Below are 18,502 nucleotides of genomic sequence, written 5' to 3' on the forward strand. Positions count from 1 at the left end.
TAATTTAATTATGTAGATTCACGAATAATTAAGTTTGTAGGGTATTCAATAATTTTACGTTTAATAGATTCATCTGTATTTATATATAGTAGTATCTCGTTAACGGTACGTTTACTCAGTTCAACAATTGGAATATCAATAGTACTAATTGTTGGGGTTGTAACTGTACAAATTAATTGATTATCATAACCACAAACAGCTAAGTCAGTTGGAATAGAATACCCCCTAATAGTAGCTCCTTTAATGACTCCAGCAGCAACTTGATCATTTCCTGTAAATAATGCAGTAGGTTTATCTTTTAATTTATCTAGCTTCTCAAAAATTCTAAACCCATCATTAATAGTAATGGCATCTCCAAATAGCCATTTTTTATTGAATGGTAATTGTTTTTCTTTTAAGGCATGCAGATAACCTTGTTGGCGTTTTAATTGTGCTTGACTATTAAGAGAATCAAAACAAAAGCCAATTTTTTTATGACCTTTGCTTATTAAATGTTTAACAGCTTTGTATCCAGCTTCAAATTCATCGTAACAAATTATCGGAATAGGTGCATTTTCCTCATACTCATTACAAAGTATTATGGGCCCATATGCTAAATAATGCTCTATATTTTCCCAACTATTTTCTAGAGATCCGAGAATTACACCATCTACAGCTTTATTCTTTAGTAATGAAAGTAATTCAAGCTCTATTTTTTTCTCATAAAAAGTCTGATAAATTAGCAATTTGTAATTGTGTTTTAATAATTCTTTAGAAATTTCTCTAGCTAATTTCCCGAAAAAGGGATGATCTATATTTGGAATTGATAGAGCAATGGTTTGTGTCTTATTTATCCTAAGATTTCTAGCAATAGCACTAGGAGTATAGTTGAATTCTTGCATTACTTTTATTATTTTCTCACGTTTTTCTGAATTTACATAAGGATGATTATTTAGAACTCTTGAAACCGTAGCATTTGATACATTACATAATTTAGCTATTTCATTAATTGTTACCATAGAAAAACCCTCCGTAAAAAATATGTTGACATGTAATCGATAACATAAAATATAGTCTACTCATGATTTTCAAAATAATTTCTTAGAGGTGATTTAACGTGAAAACTCTTACTACAATTTCTGGACATAGTAAAGACAATTTAGCTTTATTAAAGTGCCTACAGGGGGAAACAAAAGAAAAAGAATTTGAAATTAGTAATATATTACCGAATCACAAGATGAAAGAGAAATTATTTAGGGAAAACAAATTGAAAATAGATATTGATATAGAAAAAGATATTTTCAATTATAGCAGAAAAAATATACAGAAAATAGAATTTATGCCAGTTAATCGGTTGATTTCTCAAGATGAGGTTGAAAAAATTATTGGAGTTTTAAAAGATGTTTTACCGACAGGTCAATTTACAAGTGGACCATTTTCAAAAAAGCTAGAAGAAGTAATCGGAAGTTATTTAAATAAAAAGTTTGTAATTGCAACAAGTAGTGGTACAGATGCCCTTATGGTGTCGTTATTATCTATTGGTATTCAGCCGGGAGATGAAGTAATTATGCCAGCTAATAGTTTTGCTGCTACTGAAAATGCTGTGTTAGCAGTCGGAGCAAAACCTATATTTGTAGATATAGATCAGAAGAGTTATTGTATTGATCCGTCTAAAATAGAAGAAGCTATCACCCAAAAAACTAAATGCATTTTGCCTGTACATTTGTATGGTAAACAATGTGAAATGAAAAAAATTCGTGAAATCGCGGATATATATCAATTAAGAGTTATTGAAGATGCATGTCAAGCTATTGGTTCTTCAAATCTTGGAGAATATGGAGATATTATTGTTCTTAGTTTTAACCCATATAAGAATTTTGGTGTATGTGGTAAGGCAGGTGCGATAGTTACCGATAATGAAACTCTTGCAATACGTTGCAATCAATATAGTTATCATGGATTTGAAATTGATAAAAAAAATAAAAAGGTATTAGACTTTGGATTCAATTCTAAAATTGATAATTTGCAAGCAGCTATTGGTTTGGAAAGAATTAAGTACTTATCATATAACAATTTTAAAAGGGCGTATTTAGCTCAACGATATATACGTAATTTAAAAGAATTAGAAGATAGAGAACTAATTAAGCTACCTACAATGACAGAAGATAATGTCTGGCACCTTTTTCCGATTAGAGTTGAAAATGGAAGAAGGGACGAGTTGAAAAATAAATTGTACCAATTGTATAACATTGAAACAGATATTTATTATCCAGTATTATCTCATAGACAAAATACCAAGTGGGTAAAGGAAAATGATCTGCAGAATAATCTGTTAAATACAGAGCAAGTTCATAAAGAAATATTACATCTACCTTTACATCCAAATATGATGTTAGAAGAGCAAAATTTCGTTTTGGAGGGATTATTCAATGTCAATAAGTAATGAAGTTTTACAGTCTTTAAATTTCGAAAGATTACCACAAGTTAAAAAGCCTAAGTATGTAGTATTCTGTGATTTTGATGAAACTTATTATCCTCATAACATGGATGATTCTAAAAGAAGCAATATGAAATTGTTAGAAAAGTATTTGCTTGAACACGGAAGTAAAGGGAATTTAGTAATTGGTTGGGTAACGGGCAGTAGTTTAGAATCAATTGTTGAAAAAATGAAAAAGGGTGGTATTCAGTATTTCCCTCATTTTGTGGCGAGTGGATTAGGTACAGAAATAACGTACTTTGATAGTAATGGGACTATTATTGATGATCAAATTTGGGAGGAAAGAATTATAGAGGGTGGTTTTGATTCTTCAAAGATTGAAAGAATTCTTAAATTGCTAGAATCAAAATATGAAATTTTTTTAAGACCTCAGACACAATTAGGAAGTTCTAAGTACAAATTTAATTTTTATTATGAAGAGCAAAATGAATTTATTGATGCAAAGAATTTAGAAAAGATAGAAGAAATCGGAGAAATATTCCAAGTTGGAGTTAATATTAACAAATGTAATCCATTAGCTGGTGATCCAGAAAATTGCTATGATGTAGATTTTATTCCACTTGGAACAGGTAAAGATGAGATAGTGAAATTTATTTTAGACAAGTACGAACTAGATAAAACAAATGCAATAGCTTTTGGAGATAGTGGGAATGATTTAAGAATGCTACAAGCTGTAAGGCATGGCTATTTAGTAGAAAATGCAACAGAAGAGGCCAAAAAAACACACTCAATGCTAGCTCAAGGTGAATACTCGATTGGAATTTTAAATACTCTAAAGCACATTATTAATTAAAAGGGGATGTTCATATAATGAATATTGGGATTATAGGTGCAGGAAGTATTGCAAGAGCTCATTCTAGAGCATTATCAACTGTTGATAGTTGTAAATTAGTTGGAGTGTATGATGTTAATTCTGAGAATGCCGATAAATTGGTAGGGGATTTTGGTGGGAAGGTTTTTAATAGCTATGAAGAGTTACTAGAAGTAGTTGATGGGGTAATAATATCTTCTCCGAATTTTTGTCATAAATCTCAAGCTGTTCAAGCATTATTAAAAAACAAACATGTTTTATGTGAAAAGCCTATGGCGATTTCTTGTGAGGAAGCAAAGTACATGATGACAATAGCGAAAAATACTAATTTAGTCGCTTCAATGGGGTTTAACTATCGCTACCTATCTTATGTTAAGGCTTTAAAACAATTAATTCAAAATGAAGAATTAGGGGAAATAGTAGTGGTAAGATTGCATTTTAAAAAGAATAGCGCTTTTAGGAGAACTTCGTTTACTTGGCGAGATGATTCCCAAAGTAATAGAACTAGTGGGGCCTTAGGAGATTTAGGAATTCATCTAATAGATTTATTATGGTTTTTATTTGAGAGTGATTTTAGAGAGGATACTGTTCGAACTAAAATTAAAACAAACGTTAAGGAAAAAGAAAGCAAACCAGTTTTTGTTGATGACTATGCTGAAGTTTATGGCCAATTGAATAATAAGGTTTTTGTTAATATTACAACATCTAAAAGCTCATTTCTTGACGATTGTGGTTTTAGTATAGAGGTAATAGGTACGAAGAAAGAATATAAGTATTCTTCTAAAGAGCCAAATAAATATATACTCTTTGATGGGTTGGAAAAACATGAAATCTCGTTACCTTTACCGTTGCTAGTCGATCCAGAAAATGAAATTTTTGAATGGTCTGATTCTTTTAGAAGTGAAATAATAGAATGGGCTAAGGCTGCGGCAGGTGGTCCTAATAAGTCTGTAGCAACATTTGAAGATGGATTTCGTTCACAAGTTATATTGGATATGTTTTTTGATAAAAGCAGTAGTAATAAAGAACGAACTGTAGCAACTATTTAGTTTTATGGTAAAAACAGGGGTTTAGAAATTTTACTTAAATCCCTGTTTTTATTTTGGATTGGAGTTGAGAAAAGATGCGGTTAATATTTTACTATGGTTGCTTGTTTTATTTTATAGTAGGGATCATACATGTTTGTATCGGTAGTTTAATTCCTTCATTAATACAATATTACGGAAGAACCCCTGATCAATTAGGTGTTTTAATATTTTTTCAATTTACAGGTTTTTTATTTGGTGTTCTAAGTTCACCCATACTAGTAAGAAAGTATCATTATTTTAAAACAATAACATTAGGTGTTTTAGTTATGTCCATCGTCCTAGGAGGTTTTATATATATTAAAGAATGGTCATATTTAGCCGTTATTTGCTTTGTATTAGGCTATGGAGCGGGTTTGTTAGAAACTACGGTGGGTTCCTTTATTATTTCAGCAGAAAGGAATAGTGCTGCTAAATTTAGCATTCTCGAAGTATGGTTTGGGGTTGGGGCACTAGGGTTTCCGTTACTAGTTAATTTTATTATAAAATTTTATGAATGGTATTTTATTCTTTATGGAATATTACTATTCTTTATTTTTACACTATTTGTTTGGTACATGTTTGGACGTACAAAATTTCTAAATTTTTCTCCTCAAAAAAATGAAAAGGGAGGAGCATCCCTTTCCTCATTCACTCTTAAATTTAAAAGTGAAAAGATTAAAGTTATATTCTTTATTTCACTTTTTGCATTCTTATATGCAGGCATAGAAACTAATCTTGCAAATTTTTTATCTACAATAATGATTCTTACCAATAATGAATTAATCAGTTCAGTAAGTATATCTTGTTTTTGGCTAGCAATAGTTATAGGAAGAATACTTGTAGGTAAGCTAGCCCATAAATTTAATTATTGGACATACATTACATCTAGTTGCTTTACATTAGTGATTCTTTTATCTCTATTTCCCTTTGTTCGAGATACAGGTATGTATTTGTTTATCATCTTTATTATTGGTTTAGTCATAGCGGGGGTTTTTCCAATAACATTAATCTTAGCTTCCCGTATTATGGAAAATAATATTGATCAAGTGACTAGTTTATTTATTGCATCGGCCAGTTTAGGGGGGGCACTAGTATCTTTCCTAATTAGCTGGAGTCTATCATTAAATACTATCACTGTTACTTTTGGGATATTTTCTCTTTTTGCATTTAGTCTAGGTTGTATTATTTTAAAAATAAGGGGAATTTCAACTTACAGTAATGAAAGTACCAAAAAAGTAGAAAATATAAAAAATTTATAGAAAAATTTTTTATAATGTGAAAAAGTTAATTTTAATTGCAATGCCTAAAAAGGTTGATAAACTTAAAAATCCTGTATTTGGGCTTTGTTTTATATATTGTGCTGTGTAATATATAAAACAGGGATACTTCAAAAATAAGAGTGATATGCAATAGTGACCAGTTCTCAGGTAATTGAATATTATGAAAAGAATGCCTTATTGTATATAAAATAAGGTAGTAAATAGCATATTTTCATAAATAATAAAAAGTTATTTTAATTAGCTTTTAAGATTAATCTAAGAGGGGTTTGTTATCGAATGGAGATAAAAATTAGTAAAAAGGATAAGATTGATATCTCTAAAAAATTAAAGTCTTTTTTGGCTGAACAATATTCACTGGAATTGGGTGAATACATAAGCTATGAGTTACTTGAATTCATAATAAAGGAATTAAATCCACATTTTAATCAAGTTACTATGGATAGGTTAGAATTGTTGTTAAAGAATATAGAGAAAGATATATACAGTCAATAAACTTTAAATGACAATCGAAAAACTAAGGTATCATTTTAGATATCTTAATACCTAGTAAGAATAGAATAATTAAAGCGTTACGAAACACCCATTCAATTTTATTAATGATAAAGGATGGGTGTTTTCTTTATATGGGGTGTGTTAGGAAAAAACTGCCGATGAAAGTCTATATTAAATACTGTCTGGCATTTTTGTATGCTAAATCATTTTATATAACTAAGAACTAATTATATATAGACTGATTCCTCAGACGAACAGTTAATAAATGACGGAATAGAAGAAAAATTAGAAAAAATAACCGTGTAATGGTAGAATATGGTTGATGAACCTGTAGCTGATTAATCAATAAATCTAGTATTAAAGGGGGAATTAATTTGGGTAATAGAAATAAAAGAATGAAAATTTATTTTCAAAGGTTAATAGCTGTAAGTATTTGTTTTTTATTATTTTTTCTGGGGAGCAATTATTCAAAAGCCGAAACTGTTGCACCTATAACATTAAATCCTAAAGATGTAGAAGCATTTACCAATAAAGTAATTCCAGAGAAAATGAAAAAAGAAAATGCAGCTGGTGTAGCTCTTGTCGTTGTAAAGGATAATCAAATTTTATTTCAAAAGGGATTCGGATTTTCCGATAAAGAAAAGAATACTCCCATCGATCCTAAAAAAACAGTTTTTCGATTAGCGTCAATATCAAAGGTTTTTACTGCTAGTGCTGTCATGCAGTTAGTTGAACAAGGAAAAATTGAATTAAATAAAGATATAGTAAATTATATGGGGGGATTAAAGTATCAAAATAACATGAGTGAACCAGTTACAATGGAGCATTTACTTACCCATACAACAGGGTTTGATTACGTAGATCCTAGACCCGAGGACATCCATTATCAAGAAAATGATTATACAATGCTTAAAGATTATGTAGAAGATAATATGCCCACAGTAGTAAGAAAACCAGGGGATACATATACATATGATAATTTTGCTTCTATGCTTCAAGGGTATATTGTTCAAAATCTGACAAACACACCTTTTTACAAATATATGGCCAAAAATATTTTTTACCCTTTAGAAATGCATAATAGCAGTTTTGTTATGACTAATTTTATTAAAGAAAAGCTTGCAACAGGATATGATGCTAAAGGTAATGCCATTCCATTTTATCAAACAAGACCAACAGATATGCCACAAGGGAGTATGTTTTCTACAGGGAGTGATGTAGCCAATTTCATGATTGCTCAATTGAATGATGGTAAATTTAAAAATAACCAAATACTACAAAAAGAAACTGTAGAAGATATGCAAAAAACAAAATTTGCCTTACATCCTAAATACCCTAATATGACATACGGATTTGAGTTCTTTTCACCGCAAAGTCATAACGGGCAATATGTGTTTGGGAAAGGTGGAAATATACCAGGTTTTTCATCTTTAATGTGGTTAATTCCCGAGCATAAAATTGGAGTTTTTGTTGTTACAAATAAAGATAGTTCAGCACTTCCCGTTGAAGTATTTGATGATTTTATGAATCACTATTTCCCCGATAAAACAAAGCCTGAATATTTAAATCCTAATGAAGAAGAATTAAAGAAATTTGAAGGCGTTTACCGAGATTTGAGATTAAAAAACCTAATGTCACATGTAAACATAAGTGAAGGAAAGTTATTTGTAAGTGATAAAGTATATGGTAAACAGCAGCTAAAACAAATAGACCCTTTACTATTTGAGGATGAAAAAGGGAATTATATGGCATTTAAACTTGACAAAGATGGTACTGTGAAAGAAATGATACATTGGAACTCTGGCAGCTCAGCGGTGAAGTTAAGTGAGCCTGAAAGATTTAAAGACATAGATGAAAATCATCCATATGCTAAGTTTATAAATCCTTTACATCAATACGAGGTATTACAAGCAAATAAGGAGGGGAATTTCAATCCAGAATCTTCTCTTACACGGGCAGAATTTGCATATTGGTTATCTCAAATTGCTTACTTTACACCACCTTCAAAAAAAGAACCAGTGTTTTCTGATGTGAAAAATCATCCATATGCACCACATATTCAAAAGTTATATGAAATTGGTATTTTATATGAAAAAGAAGGGGAACAATTTCATCCAGATCGTGCAATTACTAGACAAGAAGCAGCATGGATTACCTGGCAGTATTTAAAAATGTTAGGAGCGCCATCTGCAGATGCAACATTAAAGGGAGAAACTGATGATTGGGCAATAGAGTCCGTAAAAAACATTGTAGGTCATCGTTTAGTAGGGCCTGAGGTTATATATAATGAAGATGGATCAGCAGATTATCTATCAAAACAAAGTATGAAACGACAAGAGGCAGCTGCATTGTTATTTTACGTTTTGTTATCTAGTTAATTTGTTTTGAGATGAATTTCACAAAGATAGAAGATCTAAAGAGCTTGAAATAATACACAGAAAAAGAATAATCTTTGACCAATGATTATTCGTAACAAATAGAGGTGGCTGAGTTATAAGCATACTCCAAATCTTAAGTATAGCTGTAATTAGAAGGATTTCATAAGTGTTTTGTAATGTAAGGAGCTCCTTTCAGGGGAGCTTTTTTATATTATTAATAATAATTTCATGTACCATAATTGTTATTAATAATATAAAAAACTACAACAAGGGGGTTCAGTTCAAGCCAGGTCACAGTAATACATTAGTTGCCGCCTTTCTTTTTTTGAAGGAGATTTTTATATTTTGGCTAGTGCGACATTGCTATCAAGTTAAGATTATACAAAGTCAATTTAAGGCGGAATTGTTTCCTTTTTCTAAAGGGAGAGTATATTGCTTTATCTATTGTAAATAATTTTGAGTCAGATAAATCTTTTATTCTTGGCATAAAATTAAATCTTAATAGATGGGTAAATTTAAAAATCTATTTGGTGTAACCGACTCTGTCTGTATACAACAATGGACTTTACTTGGAGTAATAGGTATGATAGGCTCGTTATTCGGAAAAGATTCCTGTTGAAAAAAGTACATCCATAGAGGAGGATTGGTAACCATGAGTGATAAAGTACTTATTGTGGAAGATGAACGCGAAATTGCCGATTTGGTTGAGCTTTACTTGAAAAATGAGAATTATACGGTTTTCAAATACTATACCGCCAAAGAAGCATTGGAATGTATAGATAAGAATGTGCTTGACCTTGCAATATTGGATATCATGCTACCCGACGTAAGTGGTCTCACTATCTGTCAAAAAATAAGGGACAAGCACACCTATCCAATTATCATGTTGACGGCGAAAGATACAGAAATAGATAAAATTACAGGGCTAACAATTGGTGCGGACGATTATATTACAAAGCCCTTTCGCCCACTAGAGTTAATTGCGCGAGTCAAGGCGCAGTTACGCCGATATAAAAAATACAATGGAGTAACGGCACAGAACGAGAATGTTATCGTACACTCTGGTCTTGTCATTAATATAAGCACGCATGAGTGTTCTCTGAACGAGAAGCCGTTATCTCTCACTCCCACCGAGTTTTCAATCTTGCGTATCCTCTGTGAGAACAAGGGGAATGTGGTTAGCTCTGAGCAGCTGTTTCATGAGATATGGGGTGACGAATATTTCAGCAAGAGTAATAACACTATCACCGTGCATATCCGACATCTGCGAGAAAAGATGAACGATACGGTTGATAATCCGAAGTATATAAAAACGGTATGGGGGATCGGCTATAAAATTGAAAAATAAAAAGAAGAATAAAAAAATCGATTATTCAAAATTAAAACGGAAACTCTACCAATATATCTTTACGATTGTCATGGCAGCAGTTATATTTGTGCTGTTTTTGCGTCTATTTATCCAAGGGACACTTGGGGAGTGGATTGTACGTTTTTTGGAAAACAGTTATCATTTAGAGCGTTGGGACGCAATGATAATATATCAGTATACTATACGGAACAATATAGAAATTTTCATTTATGTGGCGGTTGCCATTAGTATTCTTATTCTATGCCGCGTTATGCTTTTAAAATTTGTAAAATACTTTGAAGAGATAAATACCGGTATTGATATACTTATTCAGAACGAAGATAAACAAATTGAGCTTTCTGCGGAATTGGAGTTCATGGAACAGAAGCTCAACACATTAAAGCGAACCCTTGAAAAGCGAGAGCATGATGCAAAGCTGGCCGAACAAAGAAAAAATGAAGTTGTTATGTACTTGGCACACGATATTAAAACGCCTCTTACATCAGTTATCGGTTATCTGATCCTGCTTGACGAGGCACCCGACATGCCAAGAGAGCAAAAGGCAAAGTACGTGCATATCACGTTAGACAAAGCATATCGTCTGGAACAGTTAATCAACGAGTTTTTTGAGATTACGCGATATAACCTTCAAACGATTACGCTCACGAAAAAGCACATAGACCTATACTATATGCTGGTGCAAATGACTGATGAATTTTATCCCCAGCTTGCTGCGAGGGGAAAACAGGTGGTACTCCATGCTTCTGAAGATTTGACCGTATTTGGTGACGCTGATAAGCTAGCGAGGGTCTTTAACAATATTTTGAAAAACGCCACTGCATACAGCAAGGACGACAGTGTTATTGACATTACGGCGAACCTATCCGAAGATGTGGTATCCATCGTTTTCGAGAACGACGGAAACATCCCGAAAGATAAACTTGCTACCATATTTGAAAAGTTTTACAGATTGGATGATGCCCGTTCTTCTGATACGGGCGGCGCGGGACTTGGATTGGCGATTGCCAAAGAAATCATTGTTCAACATGGCGGACAGATTTACGCGGAAAGTAATGATAACTCTACGACTTTCACGGTAGAACTTCCAGTCTTTCAAGGCTCGGTTAATAAAGGGAATTCTTAGAAAATAATCATTGTTTCTTAAGAAATTCTTAAGGTTATCTCTACTTTTTCTTAGGAAATTAACAATTTAATATTAATAAATGGCTCGTTCTTATGCAGTAGATTTAAATCATAAGAACGAGCTTTTTTATTTCGTCAAAGAAAGACATGATAACTTATGCGTGGATTAAAATAGCTTACATGAATAAAGAGCTGTTTTTTCAGAGTAAAGTAGAGGTTCAAAAATATGATCAAAATCACAAAGATAACATAGATAATACAGGGACTACCTCAATTTTTCATTAAGATGGGGAAAAATATTTGATTTCATATTATTCTTTTTTTCAAAATAAAACAATTGAAGTTGAAATACCAGTGAATGAATTTTATGGAATATATGGAGAAAATATAGATGGGGTGATTGTGACCACCCGTTCTTGAATTATATTCTAAAATGACAAAGTTATAAATTACAATGTAAAGTTAGGAGATTTTAAATGCATTCAGAAGTTTTGATTAATTATTTATATACTTATTTTTTTACTATTATTTTTTGTATAGTGTTTCAAATTGGATTTTATTTTAAAACGAAAAAAAATATATCTATTCAGCATTTTCTATGGGTGTATGTTTTTCTATTCTACCTTTCACTAGTGTATAAGGTAACGCAGATAGGGACTATATGGGACATAGGAAGATACGAAACATTAATTCGTGCAAATCAAATTAACTTGATTCCATTTGCTTCTGAAGGTATGACTACTTATGTCTTAAACATTTTACTGTTTATGCCATTAGGTTTTTTATTGCCGACTATTTGGCCGCAGTTTAGAAGAATGAAAAGTGCTGCCTATGCTGGATTCGGTTTTTCATTGGCTATTGAGTTAGGTCAATTGCTAGATAATAGAATTACAGATATTGATGATTTATCTATGAACACCCTGGGAGCAATTATTGGGTATTTATTATATAGAGTATTATTCAAAATGATATATAAAAGAGATGAAAAAAAGATTGATAATAATATCTCTCTAGTAATAAAATACGAGGCTATTTTTTATTTAGTTTGCTCATTTGTAGGTATGATGTTAATTTATTATCCAGTTTTATTTAGACGGCCTTTAATGCTTCAATAAAGTGATTAATATACATATAGCAAATTGATTCTTAAATAATAGGAAATTACATATACCCATTTATATTAAATTTTCATAGAAATCTTTCAAAACTATTCTTACTGAAGGTTGAGTGGTTATTGAATTGATTTCTATTGCTCCCGTTTTCTATCAAAGTACCAGCCTTTAATTAACAATTATATCCATTGTAAAAAAATAAGATAGGCTTTAATATTTACCAGTATTTAAGTGCCGAAAATTATTTAAGGCATTTCAACCAAAATTTAAGAGGAGCATACAATGAACAAACTAAAAAGGTTATTGAAACGTAAAGCGACTTGGATAATTCTTATCCTATTCGTATTTGTTTATGTAAATAACAGTTCTTTTTTTGCTAAGAGGGACGATGGAACTCCTCTTCTTCTTGCTCACCGAGGACTTTCGCAAACATTTAGCATGGAAGAAATAGAGAGTGATACATGTACAGCAGAACGTATAAATAAACCTGAACACTCTTATTTAGAAAATACAATTCCATCTATGGAAGCTGCATTTAAAGCTGGAGCTGATCTAGTAGAGTTTGATGTTCAACCAACTAAAGATAATAATTTTGTTATTTTTCATGATTGGACGCTTGATTGCCGTACTAATGGTAAAGGTGTTACAAGAGATTTTACAACAAAAGAATTACAAGCACTTGATATTGGTTACGGTTATACAGCTGATGGGGGTAAAACATTCCCATTTCGTGGCAAAGGGATTAATCTTATGCCAACACTTGATGAAGTACTTACCCATTTTCCAGATCGTTCTTTTCTTATTCATATTAAAAGCGATGATGAAAATGAAGGAATCCAATTGGCTACTCACCTCAAGAAATTACCAGCGAAACGCCTTGATCAAATAACTGTATATGGTGGCGATAAACCAATTGCTGTGATAAAAGAGCGCATCCCTAGTTTAAGAACAATGTCAAAAGCGACCATGAAAAAAGATCTTATTACTTATATGGCATTAGGATGGACTGGCTACATACCTTCAAGCCTGAAGCATGGAGAATTACATATACCAGACAAAGTAGCTCCTTGGCTTTGGGGATGGCCAAATCGTTTTCTTAATCGAATGGATAAAGCAGATACTCGAGTTATTATTGTAGGAGGAAATGGGTTTGGGTTTTCAAGTGGATTTGACTCATCTGAAGATATAAAACGCCTTCCTGAAGATTATACAGGTGGAATTTGGACAAATCGCATTGATAAAATAGCACCTGTATTTAAGAAATAAGGGATAATATAACAGTCGAAGTTTTTTCATCTGTTTAACCATTTATATTTTAAAAGAAGATTTATTAATAATTTTAAAGGTTTATATACCGGTAAACACCCCTGATTTCCTATGAATAATGGAAATCGGGGGTGTTTTTTGGATGAATGGAACTTATTTTATTTATATTCAAACAGAAGTACGACAACGATTGAATAATTACTCACAAGATGTAAAAATGAGCTGAATCCTCATAAATAACTAACTGTAGAAAAGTAAATTTTTCGTTTGGGGGTACTTTCAAAATCTTAGGTTGATGGGCATGTGAAGGTACCCCATCGCTATCAACTTAAGAAATTAATTGTTCTCTAAAGCGAAAAAATAAAATGAATTTCTTTGAACACCTATGAAAAGAATAAATTTTCGTTCTGGGAGAACTTCAAAATGTTAGCTTGATAGCGATGTGAATGGAATCTCCACTGATTAAAGTTTCCCTTTATTCCACGCCACTCTCTAAAATAGAGAAAGATGCATTTTCACAATTAATTTCTGCCATCGCACCGTAAGGTAAAATAAACTTCGGTTCAGTATGACCAAAATTTAAATTATAAAGAATCGGCAAATCTTCTAAGTTATATTCTTTCATAACTTTTAGTATTTCATGTTTATATTCTTCATAATAAATTTCGTCTTTTGGTTTACCAAAAATGATACCTTTTGCTTTTGGGAGAATGCCTTGCGCTGCGTAATTTCGTAAACAATACTTTATATAACTTGGTTCTGGATGGTCTTCAGAAGTTTCAAAGAAAAGGATACTATTCTCCCAATGTTTTTTCTCAGGCCAAAGCTCCGTTCCTTTTGCAAATTCCAGTACTTCTATACAACCACCAATTAAGCGTCCTTGTACAGTAGTAGAGCCTTGAAGTAGTTCATATCCTTTGTTTTGTTGCATCGTACGCCTTGTATCCTTATTTATCTCTATCCATTCTAAACGCTCACTCGTCCATTCAGGAGCTGGTTGAATTTCGCCAATCATTTCATTGGAAAAGAGAGTTCGCTTTACCATTTCAACTGTATATGGATCCATCTCTATATTTTCGGCAAAATCAGTTAAAATGGCTGGACCGTAAAAAGAGGAAATTCCTGCTTTATGACAAAACAAGTGTGAAACGGTAACATCAGAGTATCCCATAAAAATTTTCGGGTTTTCACGTATTACATTAAAATCTATATAGGGAAGTAAGCGAATGCTATCTTCACCGCCAATATTCGCAATAATTGCTTTCACACGCGTATCTTGAAATGCAGTCATTAAATCTTCCGCACGAGCCTGTGGATTGTTATAAATGAATTCGCTACCTTTTAAACTATTCGGCATTGGAACAACCGTAAGACCAAAAACTTCTTCTAATCTCTTTACTCCTTGATCATATCGCCATCGTATCTCAGAATCACCTGCGCCTCCCCATGAAGGACTTACTGTTGCCACGATATCACCTGGCTGTAATCTCTTTGGTTTCTTTAACATATTAACTCCGCTCCTACATAATGTAATGGATTACGATTATCAAACTGTAGTATTGAAAAATATGATGCATGGCATTAGTTTCTTCATCATCAATCTGTTTACCTGCTGGGATTCAAGAATTCAGTCTTAGTGTTGAATATAGGAATAACTGATTTATATTTGAAAATTACAGTATGCAACATTGTATGAGAAAGATGGTTGCTATTTTCTGCAATTTGTAACTGTAATGATTATAGGTTGGTCGTATTCAATCCGAAAAATAAAATCATCATGAATAGAGAGGTGATAGCTGTTCCTGAACAAGAAAGCTATCGCCTTTAGGCACTTGGGATGATAGTGAGATTGGATACGGAGTTTCACTAAAAATCGCAACGTTCGTGGTACTTTAAGTGTCTGAAGTATAGGTAGTTTCTTCGGTTTTTTTGTTGGGGTTTTTAGGGGAGTATTCTTTAATTATTAGATAGAGAGGTAAAATAAAAAATACACCTAATTACTAGGTGTATTTTTTAGACTTGAAAACCACATATGTATTGAAAATTTCTCTTGGGTAGAGTGTATCACAATAGAAATCATGTATATACATAATATTCGTTACATCGAATGGTTTCCTTGTAAATATATGAAAATGGTAAACTAAATAGATTTCAATTTGGGCAACTTAAATACCTGTACCATGTTCAGAGTTAGCGGGAGCCACGCCAGTATTGCCATGAGTTTCAACTTTTGGAGCAGGGAAATGTGCATGCCCTTCTTGTTTAGGAGCCCCACCAGTGTCACCGATGTTTAATGCAGGAGCCCAAGTATCCGCATGTGAATCTAATTTTGAGCTTAAATCAGCATGTGTCTCTTGTTTAGGAGCAGGGAAATGTTCGTGCCCCTCAAGTTTCGGAGTCGGCGTATCACCAACATTTAAAGCAGGAGCGCCAGTATTACCATGCGCTTCTAACGTAGGAGCAAAGAAGTCAGCGTGACTCTCTTGTTTAGGAGCAGGGAAATGTTCATGCCCTTCAAGTTTAGGAGCGCCGCCGGTATCGCCAATATTGAAAGCAGGAGCCCAAGTATCCCCTTTATTATATGATGAAATAGGAGGTCTTCCATGATCATAAGCAGGAGCGCCACCGTAGTCACCATGATTTTCTAATTTCGGAGCAGGAACATCGCCATGCTCCGCTTTCACAACGCCGCCATCCCCAATATTTAAACCAAAAAGACCAAAGCTAAACACTGATAACCCTACAACAGCTGTACTAATTTTTCTTTTCAATCTATCTCTCTCCTTTTGCTATGGTTTTCCATTTTGTCTAAACGTGGTAGATAAAATGAAATGAATCGTAAAAAAATTCTAAATATATTACGATATACGAATAATTCTGTGTAATATTTTGTAAAACCTCCTTGAAATTTGAAATTTATGAAAATAAAATTCGACATGGTTCATTTTTCAACTAGTTGAATAATTTGTGATTGAGTTTTTATAAAGCTATTCGTTAACCTTAGGACCGAAAGTAGTTCTTAATTTCTTTACACCGTGGTCATAAGGTTATTTTAGCTTTGAATTAAATTAAAGCCCTCTTGCTGTATATTTAAAAATTACAGTATGCAACATTGCATAAGAAAGATGGTTGCTATTTTGTATAACGTGTAACTATAATGGTTACAGGTTGGGCGTATCCAATCAAAAAAATAAAATCATCATGAATGGAGATGTTTCATAATGGGTATGAAAAAATTAATTTTAGCTGGTGCTTTAGGTATCGCAGCATTATCAGGAACGAATTTACCAGGATTAGAAGTAACAAAAGCGAGTGCAGCTTCTATTGAATCGAATTTCTCGACGTTAGAAGGACGAGTAGTAGAAGTAGATAACGGTGTAATTGTCGTAAAATCTAAGCAATATGAGGAGCCAGTTAGTGTATACATGGATACTTTCTCAAATGTGAAAGTAGGAGATGAGGTTAAGGCTACTGGATCTATGATGCGTAATTTTACAGAATATATGGTTGCAACTGCAATTGAAAATACAACAAACAAGTTAGGCATGCACATGAAAGAAGATGGCTCACCTGATTATGTAATTGGAGAAGTATCAAAAGTAGGAACGATGGAAGATGAGGGAGACGGTGCTACTAAATATGTCGTAGTGGAGTATCCATCGTTAAACGGGAAGAAAGTTATTATTGATGTTTTCTTAACAAAGGGACAAGTATTTAATACGGGTGAGAAAGTGAAAATTGATATGAAGTATGTGGGCTGGGGCGGAAGTTCTATTAACTGGAACACAACGGACAATATTGAAAAAGTTCATGAGGTAAAGAGCAACGTTGAAAATAATGATGATGTTTGGATTTGGTCTTAATTAGAATTCTGTAATTAACAAATGTAACATGCAGCACCCATCAAATGATTATTTGATGGGTGCTTTTTTATTTTTTCTGCTATTGAGACAAATGGAGCAATTTACGGTTCATATTCATTTTTTAGCGTGAATTACGTGTGAAATCAAAACGTTATGTGTAGTACATAATAAATACAGTTGTTATCCTATTTTAATTACATGTGGATATAGGATAAAGTTGATTTATCATCCTATATTAAAATAAAAATAAACCACTGTTCGATTTGAATATTCCACGATATAATGGTGAGAGTTTATGACAGAATAAATATTTACATAAGAAGTGAGGTACTGTATGAAAAAAAGAACGACAGACATTATTTTTATTATTATCGGTGCATTTCTTTTCGCGTTAGGTGTCAATTTGTTTGTTATCCCGAACGAGTTTGGTGAGGGTGGAGTAACAGGTATCACGATTATTACGTACTATTTATTTGAATGGTCACCGGGCTTAGTTAACTTAATTTTAAATGCCATTTTGTTAATAGTCGGTTATAAATTTTTAAATAAGATCACAACAATTTATACGATTATCGCTGTAGTTACGAACTCACTATTTCTTCATTTGACAGAAGGCTGGACGATTGCTTCGGATGAAATGCTCGTAAATGCTATTTTTGGAGGAATATTTATCGGGTGCGGGATTGGTCTTATCATTCGCGTTGGTGGAACAACGGCAGGTACTACCATCTTAGCAAGGATGACACATAAATATTTAGGATGGAGCATTAGCTACGGTCTACTGTTCTTCGATTTAATCGTTGCGTTTTCATCTTATTTCATCATTGGTGCAGAAAAACTGATGCTGACAATTATTATGTTATATGTAGGAACGAAAGTAATGGAATTTGTAATTGAAGGTTTAAATCCGAAGAAGGCTATTACGATTATTTCTGATAACCCAAATGAAATTGCTGGTAAGGTAACTACATTAATGGGCAGAGGGGTTACGGTGTACTCAGGTCATGGTTATTACACGAAAACGCCGAAGGAAATTCTTTATGTTGTTATTAATAAGCAAGAAGTAGTGAAGCTAAAGAGGATTGTTCAAACTACAGATCCGGCTGCGTTCATCGCTATACACGATGTTCGTGACGTATTTGGAGAAGGGTTCGTTGATATTTCTAAAGCTTAGAACTTATTTTTCATTAAAATAATCTTAATACTAAAACGTAAGAATCTATTTTGAATAATCTTTTTTCAAAATAGATTCTTTTTCTTTTTCTT

General features: G+C 32.6%; 15 protein-coding genes and 2 pseudogenes. 13 read left to right on the plus strand and 4 right to left on the minus strand.

Annotated features, from left to right (window positions below; genetic code table 11):
* Nucleotides 1–8 precede the first annotated feature (8 nt).
* Nucleotides 9–998, minus strand: a complete 990-nt coding sequence (locus tag COL05_RS18590) for a LacI family DNA-binding transcriptional regulator (RefSeq protein ID WP_098669666.1) — start codon at nt 996–998, stop codon at nt 9–11.
* 98 nt (nt 999–1,096) lie between these two features.
* On the opposite strand from COL05_RS18590, the gene COL05_RS18595 reads away from it, so the two are divergent.
* The 6 genes from COL05_RS18595 to COL05_RS18620 all read left to right on the plus strand — a co-directional run bounded on the left by COL05_RS18595 (nt 1,097) and on the right by COL05_RS18620 (nt 8,504).
* The gene (locus tag COL05_RS18595) at nt 1,097–2,422 is read left to right on the plus strand and encodes a DegT/DnrJ/EryC1/StrS aminotransferase family protein (protein WP_098669667.1); all 1,326 of its coding nucleotides are present in this window, start codon (nt 1,097–1,099) and stop codon (nt 2,420–2,422) included.
* Nucleotides 2,409–3,269, plus strand: coding sequence for an HAD-IIB family hydrolase (locus COL05_RS18600; RefSeq protein WP_000028136.1), 861 nt, complete (start codon nt 2,409–2,411; stop codon nt 3,267–3,269). Before COL05_RS18595 ends, COL05_RS18600 begins: the two co-directional genes overlap by 14 nt.
* Before the next feature lie 17 nt (nt 3,270–3,286).
* The gene (locus COL05_RS18605) at nt 3,287–4,336 is read left to right on the plus strand and encodes a Gfo/Idh/MocA family protein (protein WP_098669668.1); all 1,050 of its coding nucleotides are present in this window, start codon (nt 3,287–3,289) and stop codon (nt 4,334–4,336) included.
* A gap of 74 nt (nt 4,337–4,410) precedes the next feature.
* Nucleotides 4,411–5,613, plus strand: coding sequence for an MFS transporter (locus COL05_RS18610; RefSeq protein ID WP_098669669.1), 1,203 nt, complete (start codon nt 4,411–4,413; stop codon nt 5,611–5,613).
* Nucleotides 5,614–5,910: 297 nt separating this feature from the next.
* Nucleotides 5,911–6,126, plus strand: a complete 216-nt coding sequence (locus COL05_RS18615; RefSeq protein ID WP_078419252.1) for a DUF2164 family protein — start codon at nt 5,911–5,913, stop codon at nt 6,124–6,126.
* Nucleotides 6,127–6,521: 395 nt separating this feature from the next.
* Complete coding sequence (locus COL05_RS18620; protein ID WP_098669690.1) at nt 6,522–8,504, plus strand: serine hydrolase domain-containing protein; 1,983 nt, start codon at nt 6,522–6,524, stop codon at nt 8,502–8,504.
* Between the two features lie 421 nt (nt 8,505–8,925).
* On the opposite strand, the pseudogene COL05_RS32350 reads toward COL05_RS18620, so the two are convergent.
* Nucleotides 8,926–9,057, minus strand: a pseudogene (locus tag COL05_RS32350) (Tn3 family transposase); the annotation flags it as partial.
* A 99-nt stretch (nt 9,058–9,156) separates the two neighbouring features.
* On the opposite strand from COL05_RS32350, the gene vanR-A reads away from it, so the two are divergent.
* The 5 genes and pseudogenes from vanR-A to COL05_RS18645 all read left to right on the plus strand — a co-directional run bounded on the left by vanR-A (nt 9,157) and on the right by COL05_RS18645 (nt 13,373).
* Nucleotides 9,157–9,852 (plus strand): vancomycin resistance response regulator transcription factor VanR-A, encoded by a 696-nt coding sequence (gene vanR-A, locus COL05_RS18625; protein WP_078417391.1) that lies wholly within the window; start codon nt 9,157–9,159, stop codon nt 9,850–9,852.
* Nucleotides 9,842–10,996, plus strand: a complete 1,155-nt coding sequence (gene vanS, locus COL05_RS18630; RefSeq protein ID WP_306475318.1) for a vancomycin resistance histidine kinase VanS — start codon at nt 9,842–9,844, stop codon at nt 10,994–10,996. Before vanR-A ends, vanS begins: the two co-directional genes overlap by 11 nt.
* A 284-nt stretch (nt 10,997–11,280) precedes the next feature.
* A pseudogene (locus tag COL05_RS31930) lies at nt 11,281–11,415 on the plus strand (D-Ala-D-Ala carboxypeptidase VanY); the annotation flags it as partial.
* A gap of 56 nt (nt 11,416–11,471) precedes the next feature.
* Nucleotides 11,472–12,110, plus strand: coding sequence for a VanZ family protein (locus COL05_RS18640; protein WP_098669671.1), 639 nt, complete (start codon nt 11,472–11,474; stop codon nt 12,108–12,110).
* 279 nt (nt 12,111–12,389) lie between these two features.
* Nucleotides 12,390–13,373 (plus strand): glycerophosphodiester phosphodiesterase family protein, encoded by a 984-nt coding sequence (locus tag COL05_RS18645; protein ID WP_098669672.1) that lies wholly within the window; start codon nt 12,390–12,392, stop codon nt 13,371–13,373.
* A 475-nt stretch (nt 13,374–13,848) separates the two neighbouring features.
* Here the strand turns inward: COL05_RS18645 and COL05_RS18650 are convergent, their stop codons facing one another.
* Nucleotides 13,849–14,880, minus strand: a complete 1,032-nt coding sequence (locus tag COL05_RS18650; protein WP_098669673.1) for a S66 family peptidase — start codon at nt 14,878–14,880, stop codon at nt 13,849–13,851.
* A 658-nt stretch (nt 14,881–15,538) separates the two neighbouring features.
* Nucleotides 15,539–16,144, minus strand: a complete 606-nt coding sequence (locus tag COL05_RS18655) for a hypothetical protein (protein ID WP_098669674.1) — start codon at nt 16,142–16,144, stop codon at nt 15,539–15,541.
* A 450-nt stretch (nt 16,145–16,594) separates the two neighbouring features.
* Here COL05_RS18655 and COL05_RS18660 point away from each other — a divergent pair, with 450 nt between their 5' ends.
* Both COL05_RS18660 and COL05_RS18665 read left to right on the plus strand, forming a co-directional pair.
* Entirely contained in the window at nt 16,595–17,236 is a 642-nt protein-coding gene (locus COL05_RS18660) for a F0F1 ATP synthase subunit alpha (RefSeq protein ID WP_000525527.1), read from the plus strand.
* A gap of 334 nt (nt 17,237–17,570) precedes the next feature.
* The gene (locus COL05_RS18665; protein ID WP_098669675.1) at nt 17,571–18,410 is read left to right on the plus strand and encodes a YitT family protein; all 840 of its coding nucleotides are present in this window, start codon (nt 17,571–17,573) and stop codon (nt 18,408–18,410) included.
* Nucleotides 18,411–18,502: the final 92 nt, after the last annotated feature.

The organism is Bacillus sp. AFS059628, from assembly GCF_002571225.1.
GTDB lineage: Bacteria > Bacillota > Bacilli > Bacillales > Bacillaceae_G > Bacillus_A.